The organism is Streptomyces sp. NPDC014861, assembly GCF_043081625.1.
Classification (GTDB): domain Bacteria; phylum Actinomycetota; class Actinomycetes; order Streptomycetales; family Streptomycetaceae; genus Streptomyces.
Map to the genome: position 1 here is coordinate 70,459 of NZ_JBIBWV010000028.1, position 21,573 is coordinate 92,031.

The 21,573-nt window shown below is 70.5% G+C and carries 15 protein-coding genes; 14 read left to right on the top strand and 1 reads right to left on the bottom strand.

The features are described 5' to 3' along the window. The first annotated feature begins 71 nt into the window (after positions 1-71). The 14 genes from ACF1BN_RS33660 (at position 72) to ACF1BN_RS33725 (ending at position 19,160) form a co-directional block, all read left to right on the top strand. Positions 72-932, top strand: coding sequence for a transglutaminase domain-containing protein (locus ACF1BN_RS33660; RefSeq protein WP_392335384.1), 861 nt, complete (start codon positions 72-74; stop codon positions 930-932). Positions 933-1,088: 156 nt separating this feature from the next. Continuing rightward, entirely contained in the window at positions 1,089-3,533 is a 2,445-nt protein-coding gene (locus ACF1BN_RS33665; RefSeq protein ID WP_392335385.1) for an ABC transporter substrate-binding protein, read from the top strand. 275 nt (positions 3,534-3,808) lie between these two features. After that, positions 3,809-5,710 (top strand): translational GTPase TypA, encoded by a 1,902-nt coding sequence (typA, locus tag ACF1BN_RS33670; protein ID WP_392335386.1) that lies wholly within the window; start codon positions 3,809-3,811, stop codon positions 5,708-5,710. 458 nt (positions 5,711-6,168) lie between these two features. Further along, complete coding sequence (locus tag ACF1BN_RS33675) at positions 6,169-7,785, top strand: ABC transporter substrate-binding protein (protein WP_392335387.1); 1,617 nt, start codon at positions 6,169-6,171, stop codon at positions 7,783-7,785. A 140-nt stretch (positions 7,786-7,925) separates the two neighbouring features. Continuing rightward, entirely contained in the window at positions 7,926-8,855 is a 930-nt protein-coding gene (locus ACF1BN_RS33680; RefSeq protein ID WP_376603870.1) for an ABC transporter permease, read from the top strand. Beyond that, positions 8,848-9,807 carry an ABC transporter permease gene (locus ACF1BN_RS33685; protein ID WP_392335388.1) on the top strand — a complete coding sequence of 320 codons (960 nt, stop codon included), beginning with the start codon at positions 8,848-8,850 and terminating at the stop codon, positions 9,805-9,807. The genes ACF1BN_RS33680 and ACF1BN_RS33685 overlap by 8 nt, the downstream gene beginning before the upstream one ends. A 14-nt stretch (positions 9,808-9,821) precedes the next feature. Next, positions 9,822-10,880 (top strand): ABC transporter ATP-binding protein, encoded by a 1,059-nt coding sequence (locus ACF1BN_RS33690; RefSeq protein ID WP_389169794.1) that lies wholly within the window; start codon positions 9,822-9,824, stop codon positions 10,878-10,880. Continuing rightward, positions 10,873-11,961 (top strand): ABC transporter ATP-binding protein, encoded by a 1,089-nt coding sequence (locus tag ACF1BN_RS33695; RefSeq protein WP_392335389.1) that lies wholly within the window; start codon positions 10,873-10,875, stop codon positions 11,959-11,961. The genes ACF1BN_RS33690 and ACF1BN_RS33695 overlap by 8 nt, the downstream gene beginning before the upstream one ends. Positions 11,962-12,194: 233 nt before the next feature. Then, on the top strand, positions 12,195-13,820 hold the full coding sequence (locus tag ACF1BN_RS33700) for an ABC transporter substrate-binding protein (protein WP_392335390.1): 1,626 nt from the start codon (positions 12,195-12,197) through the stop codon (positions 13,818-13,820). A 113-nt stretch (positions 13,821-13,933) separates the two neighbouring features. Continuing rightward, a complete protein-coding gene (locus tag ACF1BN_RS33705) occupies positions 13,934-14,857 on the top strand; it encodes an ABC transporter permease (RefSeq protein ID WP_392335391.1) in 924 nt (307 codons plus the stop codon). Continuing rightward, on the top strand, positions 14,850-15,836 hold the full coding sequence (locus tag ACF1BN_RS33710; RefSeq protein ID WP_392335392.1) for an ABC transporter permease: 987 nt from the start codon (positions 14,850-14,852) through the stop codon (positions 15,834-15,836). The genes ACF1BN_RS33705 and ACF1BN_RS33710 overlap by 8 nt, the downstream gene beginning before the upstream one ends. 8 nt (positions 15,837-15,844) lie before the next feature. Beyond that, positions 15,845-16,828: an ABC transporter ATP-binding protein gene (locus ACF1BN_RS33715; RefSeq protein WP_376604822.1), complete on the top strand. Its 984-nt coding sequence runs from the start codon at positions 15,845-15,847 to the stop codon at positions 16,826-16,828. Next, a complete protein-coding gene (locus tag ACF1BN_RS33720; RefSeq protein ID WP_392335393.1) occupies positions 16,821-18,032 on the top strand; it encodes an ABC transporter ATP-binding protein in 1,212 nt (403 codons plus the stop codon). Before ACF1BN_RS33715 ends, ACF1BN_RS33720 begins: the two co-directional genes overlap by 8 nt. Before the next feature lie 189 nt (positions 18,033-18,221). Next, positions 18,222-19,160 carry a hypothetical protein gene (locus ACF1BN_RS33725; RefSeq protein ID WP_392335394.1) on the top strand — a complete coding sequence of 313 codons (939 nt, stop codon included), beginning with the start codon at positions 18,222-18,224 and terminating at the stop codon, positions 19,158-19,160. Here ACF1BN_RS33725 and ACF1BN_RS33730 read toward each other — a convergent pair. Continuing rightward, complete coding sequence (locus ACF1BN_RS33730; RefSeq protein ID WP_392335395.1) at positions 19,136-21,370, bottom strand: alpha/beta fold hydrolase; 2,235 nt, start codon at positions 21,368-21,370, stop codon at positions 19,136-19,138. The two genes, ACF1BN_RS33725 and ACF1BN_RS33730, sit on opposite strands and share 25 nt — an antisense overlap. Positions 21,371-21,573: the final 203 nt, after the last annotated feature.

Genomic DNA, 21,573 nt, shown 5'->3' on the forward strand with positions numbered 1-21,573 from the left:
CGCGGGCGCGTGGGGCGGGGGAGGAGGATGGCCCCGGGCGGGCGTCCGCCGGCCCAGGGGGGAAAGCCGCCATGACGAGTCGCCTGCTCATGCCCGTCCGGAGCCGAGGGGCCGCCGGACCCGCCGCGTCCGGCCCCGCCGTCGGCCCCGACGCCGACCCGACCTCCGGCTCGACCCGGCCGACCGCGATCCTCGACCTCGGACACCCGCTCGTCGAGGCCTTCACCGCGCGGGTACGGGACGAGGCCGCGGCCCGGGGCGACCGCACCGACCGGGGCCGGCTCAGGACCGCCCACCGGCTGCTCGTCGCCGGGGTGCGGCCCGTCTACTCGGTGGAGGACCGCCGCCGGACCTCCCGCACCCTGCGGCTCGGCCGCGGCTCGTGCAGCCAGCGGATGGCGGTCCTGGAGGCCGTCGCCCGGTCGCTGGGCACCGCCACGCGCGTGCGCGGGCTGCTGGTCGACGGCTCCTTCTGGTACCCGCGCTTCCCGCGCCTGCGGCCCTTCGTCCCCGCCGAGGTGCTGCTCGCCTGGCCCGAGTTCCGGCTCGACGGGGCCTGGGTCCCGATCGCGGACCTCTTCGACCGCCCGGACCCGGCACGGCAGGACGCCGGCGGCTCCGCCCCCACCGGCGGCTCCGCCCCCACCGGCGGCTCCGCCAAGAGCGGCGGCTTCGCCCCCACCGGCGGCTTCGCCAACAGCGGCGCCGAGACCCTCTTCGAGGCGGTGGCCCGCACCGGGGTCGACTGGGACGCCCCGGCCGCCTGCGACGGCGCCTCGGGCGCCTGCGACCTCTCCGCGCACCTCCGCGCCGACCTGGGCCGCTTCGCCTCCCGCGACGAGCTCTTCGACCGGTACGGGCAGACCCTGTGCCGGCCCGCCCGCACCCTGGCCGAGCCGGTGCTCGGGCGGTGGAGCGCGGGAGCCGCGTAACCCCGTCCCGGCGCCGATCCGTTGCGCCGCACGAGTGGGTTTGCCGGGCCCGCCGCCGTGTCGGAGGGGCCGCGTCCGCCGGGTGCCGTTCAGTGGGATGAGTAAGAGAGTCTGATCATCCCCACATGGCACGAACCGGACGAAGGGGTAAAAGTCATGTCCCAGGTCGGCGCCCCCCGGGGGAGGACATGGGCCGGTCCGTCCAGGAGTCCCCGCTCCCGGACACTCCGCTCCGTCGCCACCCTCACCAGCGCGGTCCTCGCCGTCACCGTCCTCGCCGGGTGCAGCTCCGACGAGGACGACGCCGCCCCGGCCGCCGCCCAGGACAACGCGCCCACCGCGCGCGCCCTGGTCGGCGACGGCGGCACCCTGCGCTGGGCGGTGGACGCGCTGCCCTCCACCCTCAACGCCTTCCAGGCCGACGCCGACGCCGGCACCGGCCGCGTCGCGGGCGCCGTCCTGCCCGCCCTCTACACCCTGGACGAGCGCGGCAGGCCCCGGATCAACCCCGACTACCTGGAGACCGCCGAGGTCGTCGAGACCGAGCCCCGGCAGGTCGTCCTCTACAAGCTCAACCAGCAGGCCGTGTGGAGCGACGGGCGCGAGATCGGCGCCGCCGACTTCGTCGCCCAGTGGCGGGCCCTCAGCGGGCGGGACACCGCCTACTGGACCGCCAGGAACGCCGGGTACGAGCGGATCGAGAAGATCGAGAAGGGCAAGAACGACCTGGAGGTGCGGGTCACCTTCGCCAAGCCCTACGCCGACTGGCGCTCGCTCTTCACCCCGCTCTACCCGAAGCAGGTGATGGGCTCCCCGAACTCCTTCAACGACGGGGCCCGCACCACCCTCAAGGCCACCGCGGGACCGTTCCTCCTCGGCAGGACGGACACGAAGACCGGCGACCTCACCCTCACCCGCAACCCCCGCTGGTGGGGCCGGACCGCCAAGCTCGACAGCCTCGTCCTGCGGGCCGTGCCCCGCGCCGGCCGCGAGGCCGCCCTGGCCGGCGGGAAGCTCGACCTCGCCGAGATCGACCGCTCCACCGCCGAGCGCATCGCCCTCGCCGTCAAGGACGCCGCCGCCGGCCGCAGCGGCGCCGAGGCCGCCCGGCTGCACGGCCCCGGCTCGTCGATCACCCCGGGCAAGGCGCTCGGCTCCTGGGCGCTGGCCCACGGCGAGGACGAGGAACTGGCCGAGGAGGTCCGGGCCGCCCGCGCCGAGAACAAGGCCGCCGCCGCCCGCTACGCCAAGGACCAGGACACCCTCGCCGACTACGTCGTCCGCAAGTCCCTGGAGCCCGCCTACACCCAGCTCTCCCTGAACGGCGAGTCCGGGCCGCTCGCCGACGAGCGGGTCCGGCGCGCGGTCGCCCGCGCCCTCGACCGCAGAGAACTGGCCGAGTCGGTGCTCAAGCCGCTCGGGCTCCCGGCCGAGCCGCCCGGCAGCCACCTCGCCCTGGTCGGACAGGCCGCCTACGCCGACAGCAGCGACGCCCTCGGCGACCAGGACACCAAGGAGGCCCGCGCGCTCCTCGCCGACGCCGGCTGGGTCCCCGGCGGCGCCCAGAAGAAGCCGGCCGGCACCAAGGCGGGCTCCGAGGCGGAGGAGAAGGCCGGCTCCGAGGCCGAGGAGAAGGCCGGCTCGGAGGCGGAGAAGAAGACCGGCTCCGGGACCGAGAAGCAGAAGCCGGAGGAGGACGCGGCGGCCGAGAAGCCGGCCGGCACCGCGAAGAAGACCGCGGGCACCGAGGACAAGGCGTCCGACGAGGGCCTCTACATCGTCGGCGACGACAAGCCCGGCGAACTCCCCGCCGCCCCCGGGATCGGCCCCGGCGGCCCCGAGAGCGGCACCCGGGTGCTCGCCCCGGCTCCCGCCGCCGCCCGGGAGAGCGCCGCCCTCCTCGCCCGCGCCGAGGCCCTCGACACCGGCGCCCGGGCCGCCCGCCCCGGCAACACCAAGCCGGACCGGGGTGTCGCCGGCGCCTACGCCCCCCTGGGCAGCGCCGCCCCGGCCGCCGCCCCCGCGGTCCCCCAGGGCCTCGGCAAGGACGGCAAGGCCCTCAGCCTCCGCTTCGTCCTGCCCTCGGGGCCGGGCTCCGAGACGCTGCGGGCGGTCGGCGACAAGATCGTCCGGATGCTCGACGCGGTCGGCATCCGCACCGAGGTCACCAAGGTCTCCGACGAGAGCTTCTTCAAGGACCACATCGCTTCCGGCGACTACGACCTGGCCCTCTACTCCTGGCCGGCCTCGGCCTACCCGGCGACCGACGCCCGGCCGATCTTCGCCAAGCCCGAGCCCGCCTCGGACGGCTCCCTGCTGGTCGAGCAGAACTACTCACGGGTCGGCACGGACCGGATCGACCAGCTCTTCGACCAGGCCGCGGGCACCCTCGACGAGGAGGAGGCGGGCGATCTGATCCGCCAGGCCGACGCCCGGATCTGGGCCGCGGCCGGTTCCATCCCGCTCTACCAGCGCCCCCAGCTGGTGGCCGCCAGGGAGGACGTGGTGAACGCCGGCGCCTGGGGCTTCGCCGCCCCCCAGTACCAGGACATCGGTTTCAAGAAGAGCGAAACGACCAAGGGTAGCCCGTCGAACCGCTGAAACCACAGGTCACAACCTCAGAACCAGCTCAAGTTCCTTGCCCGCCGGTGACCCCGGCGGGCAGGATCGCGTCGGCCCCTTGACCCGGACCGCATGACCTTCCCCACACCCTGTGACCCACCCTGAAACGTCCCAGTAGACCCTCTCGGATCGATCCGGGGAAGCCCCCTGCACGGCAGCCCCGTACCATAGGACATAGCCGTGGCGCGTCCGCCCGGCGGGCGTAAGAGGAACTGACGCCGATTCCCACGATCCGAGAGAAGCGCAAGCCACCCATGCCCACGCGCCACGACATCCGTAACGTCGCCATCGTCGCCCACGTCGACCACGGCAAGACGACCATCGTCGACGCCATGCTCAAGCAGGCCGGTGCCTTCGCCGCCCACCAGCAGCTCGACGACCGCATGATGGACTCGAACGACCTGGAACGTGAGAAGGGCATCACGATCCTCGCCAAGAACACGGCGGTGAAGTACCACCCCAAGGACGGCGGGGCCCCGATCACGATCAACATCATCGACACCCCCGGCCACGCCGACTTCGGCGGCGAGGTCGAGCGCGGTCTGTCGATGGTGGACGCGGTCGTCCTCCTGGTGGACGCCTCCGAGGGCCCGCTCCCGCAGACCCGCTTCGTGCTGCGCAAGGCCCTCCAGCAGCGCAAGCCCGTCATCCTCTGCATCAACAAGACGGACCGCCCGGACTCCCGGATCGACGAGGTCGTCAACGAGACCTACGACCTCTTCCTCGACCTGGACGCCGACGAGGACCAGATCGAGTTCCCGATCGTCTACGCCTGCGGCCGCGACGGCATCGCCTCGCTGACCAAGCCGGAGGACGGCACGGTCCCGCAGGACTCCGAGAACCTGGAGCCGTTCTTCTCCACGATCCTGGAGCACGTCCCGGCCCCGGTGTACGACGAGGAGGCCCCGCTCCAGGCCCACGTCACCAACCTGGACGCCGACAACTTCCTCGGCCGCATCGCGCTGCTCCGCGTCGAGCAGGGCGAGCTGCGCAAGGGCCAGACGGTCGCGTGGATCAAGCGGGACGGCTCCGTCTCCAACGTCCGCATCACCGAGCTGATGATGACCGAGGCGCTCACCCGCAAGCCCGCCGAGGTCGCCGGCCCCGGCGACATCTGCGCCGTCGCCGGTATCCCCGACATCATGATCGGCGAGACCCTGGCCGACCCGGAGAACCCGATCGCGCTTCCGCTGATCACGGTCGACCAGCCGGCCATCTCCATGACCATCGGCACCAACACCTCGCCGCTCGTCGGCCGCGGCGGCACCGGCAAGGGCGCGGAGGCCAAGTCCGCGGTCAAGGACCGCAAGGTCACCGCCCGCCAGGTGAAGGACCGCCTCGACCGCGAGCTCATCGGCAACGTCTCGCTCCGCGTCCTCGACACCGAGCGCCCGGACGCCTGGGAGGTCCAGGGCCGCGGTGAGCTCGCGCTCGCCATCCTGGTCGAGCAGATGCGCCGCGAGGGCTTCGAGCTCACCATCGGCAAGCCCCAGGTCGTCACCAAGGAGGTCGACGGCAAGATCCACGAGCCCGTCGAGCGCCTCACGGTCGACGTGCCCGAGGAGCACATGGGCGCCGTCACCCAGCTCATGGGCGTCCGCAAGGGCCGGATGGACAACATGTCGAACCACGGCTCCGGCTGGGTCCGCATGGAGTTCGTCGTCCCGTCCCGCGGCCTCATCGGCTTCCGTACGGAGTTCCTCACCAACACCCGCGGCACCGGCATCGCCCACTCCATCCACGAGGGCCACGAGCCGTGGTTCGGCCAGCTCCAGACCCGTAACAACGGCTCCCTGGTCGCCGACCGCGCCGGCGCGGTCACCGCGTTCGCGATGACCAACCTCCAGGAGCGCGGCGTCCTGTTCACCGACCCCGGCACCGAGGTGTACGAGGGCATGATCGTCGGCGAGAACTCCCGCTCCGACGACATGGACGTGAACATCACCAAGGAGAAGAAGCTCACGAACATGCGGTCCTCCTCGGCCGACTCGTTCGAGGCGATCGTCCCGCCGCGCAAGCTCTCCCTGGAGCAGTCCCTGGAGTTCTGCCGCGACGACGAGTGCGTCGAGGTGACCCCGGAGGCCGTCCGCATCCGCAAGGTCGTCCTGGACCAGAAGGAGCGCAGCCGCTCCGCCTCGCGCGCCAAGAACAGCTGACGCGCCGCCGGCGAAGGCCGGAAAGCGGCTGAGCGACGGCTGAAAAACGGCTGAGCCGCATCTCACACCAAGGGCCTGGCCACTCGCATCATGTGCGAGTGGCCAGGCCCTTTTCGTCAAACGCATTGCCTCGACCATGTGTCCGGATTCCGGTCATCGCTCTCCGGTACGTGTGTTAACGGTCCGTTTCGGGGGTGTCTGTCTGTGCTCAGTTTGTCCGGATTTCGGTATCCGGGGCCTTGGTGATGTTGTCAAAACGAGACCACTTAAGTGTGGTTTACGGCCCGGACGTACTTAATAGTTGGCTGCATTGAGCTCGGGTCAATGGGTCACGCACTGTGGGGAGTGCCGACTCACGAGCACACTCGGGGTACCGGGGGATCAGCGCCGTCAGGGGTGTCGGCAGGTCTCGAAGTGCCCTTCTCGTAGTGACAAGTGGACTCATGAGGAGGAAACCCATGCGCGGTGCCAAGAGCGCCAAGTGGGTAACGGGCGCGATCATCGTCGCCCTGGCTGCGACCGCCTGTGGCGGGAGCGACGGCGGGACCAAGAAGGACAGCAAGGCCGCGGGCAAGCCCGAGGGCTACGTCTCCATCGACGTCGGCGAGCCGCAGAACCCGCTCATCCCGGCCGACACGAACGAGTCCAACGGTGGCTACGCGATTCGTGCGCTCTTCACGCAGCTGCTGTCGTTCGACGACAAGGGCGAGATCGTCCTCACCAACGCCGAGTCCGTGGAGACCAAGGACTCGAAGCTGTGGACCGTCAAGCTGAAGGACGGCTGGAAGTTCCACAACGGCGAGGCCGTCACGGCCAAGTCGTACGTCGACGCCTGGAACTGGTACGCCAACGCCAAGAACAAGCAGAAGAACGCCTACTGGTTCTCGGACATCAAGGGCTACGACGACCTGAACCCCGAGAAGGGCGACCCGAAGGCCGAGGCCATGTCGGGCCTCAAGGTCCTCGATGACAGCACCTTCACCATCGAGCTGAAGACCAAGGTCCCGTACTTCAACTACAAGCTGGGCTACACCACGTTCGCCCCGCTTCCCAAGGTCTTCTACGACGACCCGAAGGCCTTCGGCCTGAAGCCGGTCGGCAACGGTCCCTACCAGTTCGAGAAGTGGGACCGCAAGAAGCTCATCCAGATGAAGGCCTTCGACGACTACAAGGGCCCGAACCGTGCCCTGAACAAGGGCCTCCAGTTCAAGAGCTACACGACGGTCGAGGCGGCCTACAAGGACCTCCTGTCCGGCAACCTCGACATCGTCAAGACCGTCGGCCCGACCGACCTGCCGAAGTACAAGCAGGACCTCGGCGAGGGTGCGCTCGAGGTGTCCTTCGCCGGCGTCCAGTCGCTCGTCCCGGCCTGGTACTCGAAGACCTTCAAGGACATCGACCCCAAGGTCGTCCAGGGTCTGTCCATGGCGATCGACCGTGACACGATCACCAAGACCGTCCTGAACAACACCCGTACCCCGGCGAAGGGCTTCACCCCGCCGCAGGTCAAGGGCTTCCAGGAGCTCGGTGAGATCACCGAGTTCAACCCGGCCAAGGCCAAGCAGCTCATCACCGAGGGCGGCGGCGTCCCGGGCAACAAGTTCACCATCCAGTACAACAGCGACGGCGGCCACAAGGAGTGGGTGACCGCGGTCTGCGAGTCGATCCGCAACGCCACCGGCGTCGACTGCGTCGGCGACCCGAAGCCGGACTTCCCGACCGACCTCGAGGCCCGCGACGCCAACCAGGTCAAGGGCATGTACCGCGGTGGCTGGATCGCCGACTACCCGGTCAACGTGAACTTCCTGAAGGAGCTCTACCACTCCAAGGCCGAGTCCAACAGCGGTCGCTTCTCCGACAAGGAGATCGACGAGCTGATGGCCAAGGGTGACAACGCCAACTCGATCGAGGACTCGGTGAAGGCGTACCAGGAGGTGGAGAAGAAGCTGGCGCAGAAGATGCCGGCCATCCCGCTCTGGTACTACCGCACCAACGCCGGCCACGGAAAGGCCGTCACCAACGTGACCGTCGACTTCCACGGCGAGATCGTCCTGAACGCGGTCACCCCCAAGTAATCGGGTTCGCACAGCTCACCCCCTCTACTCGGCCATCGCCCGCCACAGCCTGAACCGGCGACGGCGGGAGGCTGCGGGGGCCGCCCCCTCTCGAATCGGGCGGCCCCCGCAGCTGCTGTAAACCCCTCACGGAGGCACCCATGGGGCGCTATGTCGTACGACGACTGCTCCAGATGGTCCCGGTCTTCATCGGGTCCACCCTTTTGATCTTCTCCATGATGTACGCGCTGCCCGGTGACCCCGTCAGAGCGCTCATGGGCGATCAGTCGTTCGACCCCGAAAGACTCGCCAGCATCCGGGCGGACCTCGGCCTCGACAAGCCGTTGCTGCTCCAGTACGCGAGCTACCTCGGCAACCTGCTGCAGGGCGACTTCGGCACCGAGATCGTCAGCGGCCGACCCGTCGCCGACATCATCGCCGCCGCCTTCCCGGTCACGATCCAGCTGACGATCTTCGCGTTCACCTTCACGGTGCTCGTGGGCGTCGGTCTCGGTGTCGTCGCCGGTCTGCGCCCGAACAGCATCCGGGACCGCGGCCTGCTCACCCTCACGCTGGTCCTGATCTCCATGCCCTCCTTCGTGCTGGGCTTCCTGATGCAGTACCTCTTCGCCTTCCAGTTCGAGATCACCACGGCCACCGTGCCGGAGGACCCGGCGATCACGGACATGATGCTGCCGGCCATCGTGCTCGGCTCGCTGTCCCTCGCGTACGTGGCCCGGCTGACCCGTACGTCGATGGCGGAGAACCTGCGCGCCGACTACATGCGCACCGCGGTGGCCAAGGGCCTGCCGCGCCGCCGGATCGTCGGCGTCCACCTCATGCGCAACTCCATGATCCCCGTCGTCACCTTCCTGGGCACCGACATCGGCACCCTGATGACCGGCGCGATCGTGACCGAGGGCATCTTCAACGTCAAGGGCGTCGGTGGCGCCATCTACGAGGCGCTGTTCCGCCGTGAGGGCATGACCGTCGTCGGCATCGCGTCGCTGATCATCCTCGTGTACCTCCTCACCAGCCTGCTCGTCGACCTGCTCTACGCGGTCCTGGACCCGAGGATTCGGTATGCCTGACACGACTGACGGAAAGACGCTGACCGCTCCCGGTCCTGTCGTCGGCGAGACCGTCGCACCGGGTCCGGAGTCCGGTCCCGCGCCCGCGAAGGCGCGCTCCCTCTGGTCCGACGCCTGGCACGACCTGCGTCGCCAGCCGATGTTCCTGGTGTCCGCCGCGCTGATCCTGCTGCTGCTGGTGATCTCGTTCTGGCCCGGACTCTTCACGAGCGCCTCCCCGCGCCACGCGGACCTGGCCAACCACTACCTGCAGAAGCCGAACTGGGGCAACTTCTTCGCCCCCGACTGGCTCGGCTACGACGGTCAGGGCCGGTCCATCTACGCCCGCATCGTCTACGGTGCCCGCGCCTCGCTCACCGTCGGCATCGGCGTCACGGTCCTGGTCACCCTGCTCGGCACCCTGGTCGGCATGCTCGCCGGCTACTTCGGCGGCTGGGCGGACACGATCCTGTCCCGGATCACCGACATCTTCTTCGGCATCCCCTTCCTGCTCGGCGCGCTCGTGGTCCTCACCACCTTCGAGGAGCGCACCGTCTGGGTCGTGATCCTGGCCCTCGCCTTCCTCGGCTGGACCCAGATCGCCCGTGTCGCCCGCGGCGCGGTGATCACCATCAAGCAGGCGGACTACGTCGTCGCGGCCAAGGCGCTCGGCGCCTCCACCACGCGCATCCTGCTGAAGCACATCCTGCCGAACGCCCTGGCGCCGATCATCGTCGTCGCCACCATCGCCCTCGGTGGTTACATCGCGGCCGAAGCCACCCTGTCGTTCCTCGGCGTGGGCCTGGCCGAGCCGACGGTGTCGTGGGGCGGCGACGTCTCCACGGGACGTGAGCAGCTGCGCAACGCGCCGTTCGTCCTGATCGTCCCGTCGGTGATGGTGTCGATCACGGTGCTCTCGTTCCTCATGTTCGGCGATGCGGTGCGCAACGCCCTCGACCCCAAGCTGCGCTGAGGAGGGCGTACATCGTGAGCACGATCAACAAGACCGCGACCGTCCCGGCGCCGCGCGAGAGCGCGCACCACAACGGACCGCTGCTCGAAGTCAAGAACCTGCACGTCGAGTTCCACACCCGTGACGGTGTGGCCAAGGCGGTCAACGGCGTCAACTACTCGGTCGACGCCGGCGAGACCCTCGCCGTCCTCGGCGAGTCCGGCTCCGGCAAGTCCGTCACCGCCCAGGCCATCATGGGCATCCTCGACATGCCGCCCGGCAGGATCCCGCAGGGCGAGATCCTGTTCCGCGGCGAGGACATGCTGAAGATGTCCGACGAGGAGCGCCGCAAGATCCGCGGCCGGAAGATCGCGATGATCTTCCAGGACGCGCTCTCCTCGCTGAACCCGGTCCTCTCCGTCGGCTACCAGCTCGGCGAGATGTTCCGCGTCCACCAGGGCCTGTCCAAGAAGGACGCCAGGCTCAAGGCCATCGAGCTGATGGACAAGGTCAAGATCCCCGCCGCCAAGGCGCGGGTCGGGGACTACCCGCACATGTTCTCCGGCGGTATGCGCCAGCGCATCATGATCGCCATGGCGCTCGCCCTGGAGCCCGACCTGATCATCGCCGACGAGCCGACCACGGCCCTCGACGTGACGGTCCAGGCCCAGGTCATGGACCTCCTCGCGGAGCTCCAGCGCGAGTACAACATGGGTCTGATCCTGATCACCCACGACCTCGGCGTCGTCGCCGACGTCGCGGACAAGATCGCCGTCATGTACGCCGGCCGGATCGTCGAGCAGGCGCCCGTGCACGAGCTGTACGGCCGTCCGGCGCACCCCTACACCCGGGGTCTGCTGGACTCGATCCCGCGCCTGGACCAGAAGGGCCAGGAGCTCTACGCGATCAAGGGTCTGCCGCCGAACCTGCTCAAGGTCCCGACGGGCTGCGCCTTCAACCCGCGCTGCCCCAAGGCCACCGACCTCTGCCGTACGGAGATCCCGGCCCTGGCGCCGGTCACCGAGCAGGACGGCGCGGATCTCCCGGGCCGGAAGAGCGCCTGCCACTTCTGGAAGGAGACGATCCATGGCTGAGCTCAGCAAGAACGACGAGGCCGTGGCCGCCGCGCTGGACGTTCCCGTCCAGCGGGGGGAGCCGATCCTCCAGGTGCGCAACCTGCAGAAGCACTTCCCGCTGACGCAGGGCATCCTCTTCAAGAAGCAGGTCGGCGCGGTCAAGGCCGTGGACGGGGTCTCCTTCGACCTCTACCAGGGCGAGACCCTCGGCATCGTGGGCGAGTCCGGCTGCGGCAAGTCCACGGTCGCCAAGCTCCTGATGAACCTGGAGCGGGCCACCGCGGGCGAGGTCTTCTACAAGGGCCAGGACATCACCAAGCTGAGCGGCCGCGCGCTGAAGGCCGTCCGCCGCAACATCCAGATGGTGTTCCAGGACCCGTACACCTCGCTGAACCCGCGCATGACGGTCGGCGACATCATCGGCGAGACCTTCGACATCCACCCCGAGGTGGCCCCGAAGGGCGAGCGGCGCCGCAAGGTGCAGGACCTGCTCGACGTCGTCGGTCTGAACCCGGAGTACATCAACCGGTACCCGCACCAGTTCTCCGGCGGTCAGCGCCAGCGCATCGGCATCGCCCGCGGCCTCGCGCTCAACCCGGAGATCATCATCTGCGACGAGCCCGTCTCGGCCCTGGACGTCTCCGTCCAGGCGCAGGTGATCAACCTGATGGAGAAGCTCCAGGACGAGTTCAACCTGTCCTACATCTTCATCGCGCACGACCTGTCGATCGTCCGGCACATCTCGGACCGCGTCGGCGTCATGTACCTCGGCAAGATGGCCGAGATCGGTACGGACGCGGAGATCTACGACCACCCGACGCACCCGTACACCCAGGCGCTGCTCTCCGCCGTGCCGGTGCCGGACCCGCAGGCCCGTGCCCACCGCGACCGCATCATCCTCACGGGCGACGTGCCCTCGCCGGCCAACCCGCCGTCGGGCTGCCGCTTCCGCACCCGGTGCTGGAAGGCCGAGGAGAAGTGCGCCACGGAGCAGCCGCTGCTGGCGATCCCGGAGCGCTTCCGCGGCCTGGACACCCCCGCGGCCCACGAGTCGGCGTGCCACTTCGCCGAGGAGCGGGACGTGATCCACGCGGGCTGACCGACCGTGACGGTCCGAAGGATCAGGGCCCCTCGCACCCCCGCCGGGTGCGAGGGGCCCTTCCGCGTCCGTCCGCACCCCCGCCGCGTCCGCACCCCCACCGCGTCCGTCCCACCCCCGCCGCGTCCGCGCGACCGCTCGCGCACCCGCTCGGACGCCATGAAAGTGCACTGCCGTCAATATCGGGTGATATTGGGCCCTAAGTCACGCTTAGGACAATCGGGAGGCACTCCATGCGCGGAGCCACGCACGCCAAGTGGGCCGCACTGGCCACCGCCGTCGCCCTCGCGGCGACCGCCTGCGGCGGCGGTGACGACAGCGGCGGCGGAGGAGCCGACGGTGTGGTGAGCTCCTCCTGGGGAGACCCGCAGAACCCGCTGGAGCCGGCCAACACCAACGAGGTCCAGGGCGGCAAGGTCCTGTCGATGATCTTCCGCGGTCTCAAGCAGTACGACCCGAAGACCGGCGAGGCCAAGGACATGCTGGCCGAGTCGATCGAGACGACCGACTCGACCAACTTCACCGTCACCGTCAAGGACGGCTGGACCTTCTCCAACGGGGAGAAGGTCACCGCCCAGTCCTTCGTGGACGCCTGGAACTACGGCGCCAGCCTGAAGAACAACCAGAAGAACGCCTACTTCTTCGGCTACATCGAGGGGTACGACAAGGTCCACCCCGACGAGGGCGAGGCCACCGCCGACACCATGAGCGGCCTCAAGGTCACCGGCCCGCAGACCTTCACGATCAAGCTCACCCAGAAGTTCTCGACCTTCCCCGACACCCTCGGCTACGCCGCCTTCGCGCCGCTCCCGAAGGCATTCTTCGACGACCACGACGCCTGGCTGTCCAAGCCCGTCGGCAACGGCCCGTACACCATCGACTCGTACGCCAAGGGCTCCCAGATGGAGCTCAAGCGCTGGGACGAGTACCCCGGTGACGACAAGGCCAAGAACGGCGGCATCACCCTCAAGGTCTACACGGACAACAACACCGCGTACACCGACCTGATCGCCGGCAACCTCGACCTCGTCGACGACATCCCGGCCGCCCAGCTCAAGAACGTCTCCGCCGACCTCGGCGACCGGTACATCAACACCCCGGCCGGCATCATCCAGACCCTCTCCTTCCCGTTCTACGACGACGCGTGGAACAAGCCCGGCCAGGAGAAGCTCCGCCAGGGCCTGTCGATGGCCATCGACCGCCAGCAGATCACCGACACGATCTTCCAGAAGACCCGCACGCCCGCCGTCGACTGGACCTCCCCGGTCCTCGGCGAGGAGGGCGGCTTCAAGGACGTCTGCGGCGACTTCTGCAAGTACGACGCCGCCGAGGCGAAGAAGCTGGTCGCCGAGGGCGGCGGCATCCCGGGCGGCACGATGAAGATCTCGTACAACGCCGACACCGGCTCCCACAAGGAGTGGGTGGACGCCGTCTGCAACTCCATCAACCGCGCCCTCGGCAACAACACGGCCTGCGTCGGCAACCCCATCGGCACCTTCGCCGACTACCGCAACCAGGTCACCACCCAGAAGCTCACCGGCCCCTTCCGCGCCGGCTGGCAGATGGACTACCCCCTGATCCAGAACTTCCTCCAGCCGCTCTACTACACCAACGCCTCGTCCAACGACGGCAAGTACACGAGCGAGGAGTTCGACAAGCTCGTCGACCAGGCCAACGCCGAGTCCGACATCCCGAAGGCCGTCGGACTCTTCCAGCAGGCGGAGGAGGTCCTCCGCGACGACATGGGCGCGATCCCGCTCTGGTACCAGAACGGCAGCGCCGGCTACTCCGACCGGGTCGAGAACGTCACCCTCAACCCCTTCAGCGTCCCGGTCTACGACCAGATCACGGTCAAGTGACGGGCCGCAGGCCGTAGCAGTTCGGCGCCGTACGGCCCGGCCCGCGGACCCCTCCCGCGCCGGGCCGTACGCCTTCCCCCACCCCTTCCCGGAGCCAACCCCCGGAGCCTCGCATGGGTCGATACGTGATCCGGCGGCTGCTGCAGATGATCCCGGTCTTCTTCGGCGCCACGCTGTTGATCTTCCTGATGGTGAACGTGATGGGCGATCCCATCGCCGGACTCTGCGGCGACCGCGCCTGCGACCCGGCGACCGCCGCCCGGCTGAGGCAGGAGTTCGGCCTCGACAAGCCCGTCTGGCAGCAATACCTGACCTACATGGGCAACGTCTTCACCGGCGACTTCGGCACCGCCTTCAACGGACAGCCCGTCACCGAGCTGATGGCCAACGCCTTCCCGGTCACCATCCGCCTGACGATCGTCGCCATCCTCTTCGAGATCGTCATCGGCATCAGCCTCGGTGTGCTCACCGGCCTCAAGCGCGGCCGGCCCGTCGACACCACCGTCCTGCTGCTGACCCTGGTCGTGCTCTCCGTCCCCACCTTCGTCACCGGCCTGCTCGTGCAGCTGCTGTTCGGCGTCAAGTGGGGCTGGATCGACCCCGCCGTCTCGCCCGCCGCCACCTTCGACGAACTGATCGTCCCCGGCCTCGTCCTGGCCTCCGTCTCGCTCGCGTACGTCACCCGGCTCACCCGCACCTCGATCGCCGAGAACAAGCGCGCCGACTACGTCCGCACCGCCGTCGCCAAGGGCCTCCCGCGCCGCCGGGTGATCAGCCGCCACCTGCTGCGCAACAGCCTCATCCCGGTGGTGACCTTCATCGGCGCCGACGTCGGCGCGCTCATGGGCGGCGCCATCGTCACCGAGCGGATCTTCAACATCCACGGCGTCGGCTACCAGCTCTACCAGGGCATCGTCCGGCAGAACACCCAGACCGTGGTCGGCTTCGTGACGATCCTCGTCCTGATCTTCCTGCTGGCCAACCTGTTGGTGGACCTCCTGTACGCCGTCCTTGACCCGAGGATTCGCTATGCCTGAGCCGCTCGAACCGTTGGAAGAGGGCCGCGCGATCGCCGCGACCGGGGCCGGGGGAGCGACCGACCTCGCCATGGCCGAGGGCGAGAGCCTGGAGAAGACGCCCGGCGGCCCGCAGGGCAGCGGACCCGACAAGAAGGCCCGCTCGCTCTGGTCCGACGCCTGGCACGACCTGCGGCGCAACCCGGTCTTCATCGTCTCCGGACTGATCATCCTCTTCCTGGTGGTCATCGCCATCTGGCCGTCCCTGATCGCCTCGGGCGACCCGCTCGACTGCGACCTCTCCAAGGCCCAGGAGGGCTCCCAGCCCGGCCACCCCTTCGGCTTCAACGGACAGGGCTGCGACGTCTACACCCGGACCGTCTACGGGGCCAGGGCCTCCATCCAGGTCGGCGTCCTCGCCACCCTCGGCGTCACGCTCCTCGGCTCGGTCCTCGGCGGCCTCGCCGGCTTCTACGGCGGGATGTGGGACGGGATCCTCTCCCGGATCACCGACATCTTCTTCGCCATCCCGGTCATCCTCGGCGGCCTCGTCCTGCTCTCCGTCGTCAGCAACAACACCGTCTGGCCCGTGATCGGCTTCATGGTGCTGCTCGGCTGGCCGCAGCTCTCCCGCATCGCCCGCGGCTCGGTGATCACCGCCAAGCAGAACGACTACGTGCAGGCCGCCCGCGCGCTCGGCGCCTCCAACTCCCGCATGCTGCTCCGGCACATCACACCCAACGCCGTCGCGCCCGTCATCGTCGTCGCCACCATCGCCCTCGGCACGTACATCTCCCTGGAGGCGACGCTCTCCTTCCTCGGCGTCGGCCTCAAGCCGCCCACGGTCTCCTGGGGCATCGACATCTCCTCGGCCTCGCCGTACATCCGCAACGCCCCGCACATGCTGCTCTGGCCCTCCGGCGCGCTCGCGATCACCGTGCTCGCCTTCATCATGCTCGGCGACGCCGTCCGCGACGCCCTCGACCCGAAGCTGAGGTAGGGACACCCATGCTGCTCGAAGTGCGCGACCTGCACGTGGAGTTCCACACCCGGGACGGGGTGGCCAAGGCGGTCAACGGCGTGAACTACTCGGTCGACGCGGGGGAGACCCTCGCCGTCCTCGGCGAGTCCGGCTCGGGCAAGTCCGTCACCGCCCAGGCCGTCATGGGCATCCTCGACATGCCGCCCGGGAAGATCACCGGCGGCGAGATCCTCTTCCAGGGCCAGGACCTCCTGAAGCTCAAGGAGGAGGAGCGGCGGAAGGTCCGCGGCGCCAGGATGGCGATGATCTTCCAGGACGCCCTCTCCTCCCTCAACCCCGTCATCAGCGTCGGCGAGCAGCTCGGCGAGATGTTCGTCGTCCACCGGGGAGCGAGCAAGAAGGACGCCCGCGCCAAGGCCGTCGAGCTGATGGACCGGGTCCGCATCCCCGCCGCCAAGGAACGCGTCGGCCAGTACCCCCACCAGTTCTCCGGCGGCATGCGCCAGCGCATCATGATCGCCATGGCGCTCGCCCTGGAGCCCGAGCTGATCATCGCCGACGAACCGACCACCGCCCTCGACGTCACCGTCCAGGCCCAGGTCATGGACCTCCTCGCGGAGCTCCAGCGCGAGCTCAACATGGGCCTCATCCTCATCACCCACGACCTCGGGGTGGTCGCCGACGTCGCCGACAAGATCGCCGTCATGTACGCCGGCCGGATCGTCGAGCACGCCCCCGTCCACGAGATCTACAAGGCACCCGCCCACCCCTACACCCGCGGCCTGCTCGACTCGATCCCGCGCCTGGACCAGAAGGGCCAGGAGCTCTACGCGATCAAGGGCCTGCCGCCCAACCTGCTCGCCATCCCGCCCGGCTGCGCCTTCAACCCGCGCTGCCCGATGGCCCAGGACGTCTGCCGGACCGACGTGCCCCCGCTGTACGAGGTCACCGAGTCGCCCGTCCCGCGCACCAGCGCCTGCCACTTCTGGAAGGAGTGCCTCCATGGCTGAGGCGATTCTCGAGGTCCGGGACCTGCACAAGCACTACCCGCTGACCCAGGGCATCCTCTTCAAGAAGCAGGTCGGCGCGGTCAGGGCGGTCGACGGCGTCGACTTCGACCTCGCCGCCGGCGAGACCCTCGGCATCGTCGGCGAGTCCGGCTGCGGCAAGTCCACCGTCGCGAAGATGCTGGTCAACCTGGAGCGGCCGACCTCCGGCACGATCAGGTACAAGGGCGAGGACCTCACCAAGCTCTCGGCGCGCGCCCTCAAGGCGGTCCGCCGCAACATCCAGATGGTCTTCCAGGACCCGTACACCTCGCTCAACCCGCGCATGACGGTCGGCGACATCATCGGCGAGCCGTACGAGATCCACCCCGAGGTCGCGCCGAAGGGCGACCGGCGCCGCAAGGTCCAGGACCTGCTCGACGTCGTCGGCCTCAACCCCGAGTACATCAACCGCTACCCGCACCAGTTCTCCGGCGGTCAGCGCCAGCGCATCGGCATCGCCCGCGGCCTCGCGCTCCAGCCCGAGATCATCGTCGCCGACGAGCCGGTCTCCGCCCTCGACGTCTCCGTCCAGGCACAGGTCGTCAACCTGCTCGACCGGCTCCAGTCCGAGTTCTCCCTCAGCTACGTGTTCATCGCCCACGACCTCTCGATCGTGCGGCACATCTCGGACCGGGTCGGTGTCATGTACCTCGGCCGGATCGTCGAGATCGGCACCGACGCCCAGATCTACGACCACCCCACCCACCCCTACACCCAGGCCCTGCTCTCCGCCGTGCCCGTGCCCGACCCGGAGGCCCGCGCCCACCGCGAGCGGATCATCCTCACCGGCGACGTCCCCTCCCCGGCGAGCATCCCCTCCGGCTGCCGCTTCCGCACCCGCTGCTGGAAGGCGCGGGAGCGGTGCGAGCTGGAGGTGCCGCTGCTCGCCGTCCCGGCCGTCTTCCGCCTCACGGACACTCCCGCCAAGCACGACTCCGCCTGCCACTTCGCCGAGGAGAAGACGGTCGTCCCGCCGGAGGACTCGCTCGACCACGTGGAGCCCCTGGAGGAGGGCCCCGCCCCGGCGGAGGCCGCCGTGGCGGCGGAGGGACAGGAGCAGGAGCACGAGGGGGAGAGGCCGGAGGCGCCGGGGCCCTCGGAGGGGTCGGGGCCGCCCGGGGAGCCGGGTCCGCCGGAGGAGCCGGGGAGTCCGAAGACCCTGTAACGCCCCTGCAACCAGCGGGAATTGGATCCGATATCCGAATACTGGATCCTGTCGGACACGCGGCCGTGCGGGTGCCGTCGGCCGGCGGGGCTCCTCACGGGGCCCCGCCGGCCGTACTCCGTCACCTCCGCACCGGCCATCCGCCGGAACCGCTTGTCCCGGCCGCCCGCGACCGTGAGTATCGGCCGCGTGACTGTGACTCGACCGGCACGTCTCACCGGGGCCGCGCTCGCCGCCGTACTCGCCCTCGTCCCCTTCGTCTGGATCCTGCGCGACCTCGCCGTCCTCGGCTCGCCCGAGGACCTGTTCCGGTACTGGGCCGGCGACCGGTTCCGGCCCTCCGGCGTCCGGTCGGCCACCACCCTGCTCGACCCGGTCCTCTGCCTCGCCTCGGCCGTCACCGCCCTCGCGGCGCTCCGCTCCCGGCACGCCGCCGCCGCGCTCGCCGCCACCGGCGCCCTCACCCTCGCCGTCCGCCTGCCCGGCCTCTGGACCCACAACACCGGCCCGCTCGTCACCGCCCTGGCCGAACTCGCCCTCGCCGCCGGGCTCCTCGTCACCGCCCTCACCGGCCGCCGGCCGCCCCGCGGCCCCGACGAGACCGTCCCCACCCGGCCCCGCCCGGGACCCGCCGTCGCCGCCGGCCTCCTGCTCGCCGTCGCCGCCCTCCTGCTGCTCGCCCAGGAGGTCCACCTCGCGGGCCGGGCCGAACCCCGGTTCGTCGTCGACCGCTTCACCGGCGGCCGGTCCGTCCTCGACGCCGCCCTCGGCGTCCCGCCCGGCTGGCTCTCCGCCGTCCTCGTCGCGCTGTACCTGACGGCCGCCGTCTCCGCCTTCACCGGCGCCCGGCACACCCGCCCCGCCGGCCTTCTCGCCGCCGGCGTCCTCCTCGCCGGCGGCCTCGCCGAACTCGCCCGGATCGCCCGCCGCCACCTCCACCCCGACGTCCACCACGTCATGGCCCCGGAGCTCGACGTCCCCGGCCTCGCCACCGCCGGCTACGGCGTGCTCGCCGGGGCCGCCGTCCTCGCCCTCCTCGCCGGGCGCGGCGTCCCCGACGCGGCCCCCGGCCCCCGGAACCCGGCGGCGATCCCGCCACCGCCCTATCCGCGCCCGCCCGGCTGGTGAGCCGGGAAACCGCCCAGCGACCGCTTCAGGAAGTCGACCTGGAGCAGCAGCAGGTTCTCCGCCACCCGCTCCTGCGGGGTCATGTGCGTCACCCCCGACAGCGGCAGCACCTCGTGCGGCCGGCCCGCCGCCAGCAGCGCCGACGACAGCCGCAGCGCGTGCGCCACCACCACGTTGTCGTCCGCCAGACCGTGCACCACCATCATCGGCCGGGCGGGCTCCTCCGGCGCCGACAGACCGTCGTCGGTGAGCAGCGACTGCGCCGCGTACACCTCCGGATCCGCCTCCGGGGTGCCCAGGTACCGCTCGGTGTAATGGGTGTCGTACAGCCGCCAGTCGGTCACCGGCGCCCCCACCACCGCCGCGTGGAAGACGTCGGGCCGGCGCAGCACCGCGAGCGCCGCCAGATAGCCGCCGAAGGACCAGCCCCGCACCGCGACCCGCCCCAGGTCCAGCGGGAACCGCTCCGCCAGCGCCCGCACCGCGGCCACCTGGTCCTCCAGCGTCACCGTGAAGTCCCGCCGCACCGCCTTCTCCCAGGCCGGCGAACGCCCCGGGGTGCCCCGGCCGTCCGCCACCACCACCGCGAAGCCCTGCTCGGCGAACCACTGCGAGGTCAGGTGCGCGTTGTGCGCGGCCACCACCCGAGGGCCGTGCGGGCCGCCGTACGGATCCATCAGGACCGGCAGCGGCCCGTGCCCCTCCTCGTACCAGGACGGCAGCAGCACCGCGGACGGGATCCGCCGCTCGCCCGCCTCGGTGAGGACCGGCCGGGCCCGCAGCGGCGGTTCGGCCGCGTACGAGCCCACCACCGCCACCGGCCGCCCGTCGCGCAGCACCCGCGCCACCGCTCCCGGCACGTCCGGCCGCGCCGACACCAGCACGGTCACCGCCCCGCGGCGCACCGCCCCGTGCCAGCCCACGCCCTCCGAGACCCGCTCCACGCCCCGCTCCGACACCCGGTACACATGCGCCTCGCCGGTCTCCGGCTCCGCCGCGCCCGCGCCCGCCGAGGCCGACACCAGCACGTCGTCCGCGCCCACGTCGAGCACCGCCCGCACGTGCAGCGAGGCGTCCGTCAGCCGCTCCTCTCCGAGGGCCAGCGCCCGCACCCCGCCCTCGCCCGCCGCCCGCCCGCCGTCCCTCCGCGAAGGCGCTTCCCACCCGTGGTCCTCGATCCGGACGAGCCGCCCGTCCGGCGCCCAGCACGGCACCCCCGACAGCAGCTCCAGCCAGGCCGGATCCTCCTCCTCCCGCACGGTCGCCGTCGTGCCGGCCGCCGTGTCCACCGCGAGGACCCGCCCGCTCCGCTGGTCCCGCGCCTGCACCAGCAGCAGCGGCGCGCCCGCCGCGGACCAGTGCACGCGCGCGAGGTAGGGGAACCGCTCCCGGTCCCACACCACCTCCGTGCGCGCGCCGTCGAGGCCGTACAGGAAGAGCCGCACCTCCGCGTTGGGCGTCCCCGCCGCCGGGTAGCCCACCCGCTGCGGCTCGCGCTCCGGGTGCGCCGGGTCCGCGATGAACCAGCGGCGCACCGCCCGGTCGTCGGCCCGGGCCACCAGGAGCCGGTCGGAGGCGGGCGACCACCAGAAGCCGCGGTCCCGGCCCATCTCCTCCGAGGCGATGAATTCGGCCAATCCGTACGTGGTGTGCGCATCCTCCGGAACGGCCAGTTCCACATCACCGGAACCATCCGCTCCGACCACCCGCAGCGCACCCTCCGACACATACGCCACCCGGCGCCCGTCCGGCGACGGCCGCGGATCGATCACCGGCCCCGGCACCGGCAGCTCCCGCGCCGTCCCGGCCCGCAGCTCGGCCGTGAACAGGCGTCCGGACAGGGCGAACGCCGCCAGCTCCACCGTCGCGTCCACCGCGTACCCGACGATCCCCGCCGACCCCTCACGGCTCCGCTCCCGGCGCGCCCGCTCCTGCGCGGACAACTCCTCGGCGACGCCCGCGAGCAGCGCCGACGGCTCCGCGACGACCCGCTCCACCGGCTCCCCGCCCCCCGCCGGCAGGTCGAGCACCCACAGCGCGTGCGTCCGGTCGGTCCCCGATCCGGAGCGGACGAAGACCACCCGCTCCCCGTCCGGGGAGACCGAGAACCCGCGCGGCACCCCGAGACCGAACCTCTGGGTCCGGGCGTGCAGACGCGGGAAGGAGAGCCCCACGGACGGGGCGGACGAGGACTGCTGATGCATGGTCATACGGCTGAAAGTAGCGTTGTACGCCCCCTCTGTGCGCCCGTACGCCGATCGATGCGAGGGCACGGATAGTTATGATCCGTAGCGCTTGGTGGATGCCCCTCCGTGGGTATGCACATGTGGGCGAGCGCCGGGCACATGCCCGACGCCTCGACCACCGGCACCGTCCGTACGCGTCCCGCTCGACTCCGTGCTCGCATATCCGA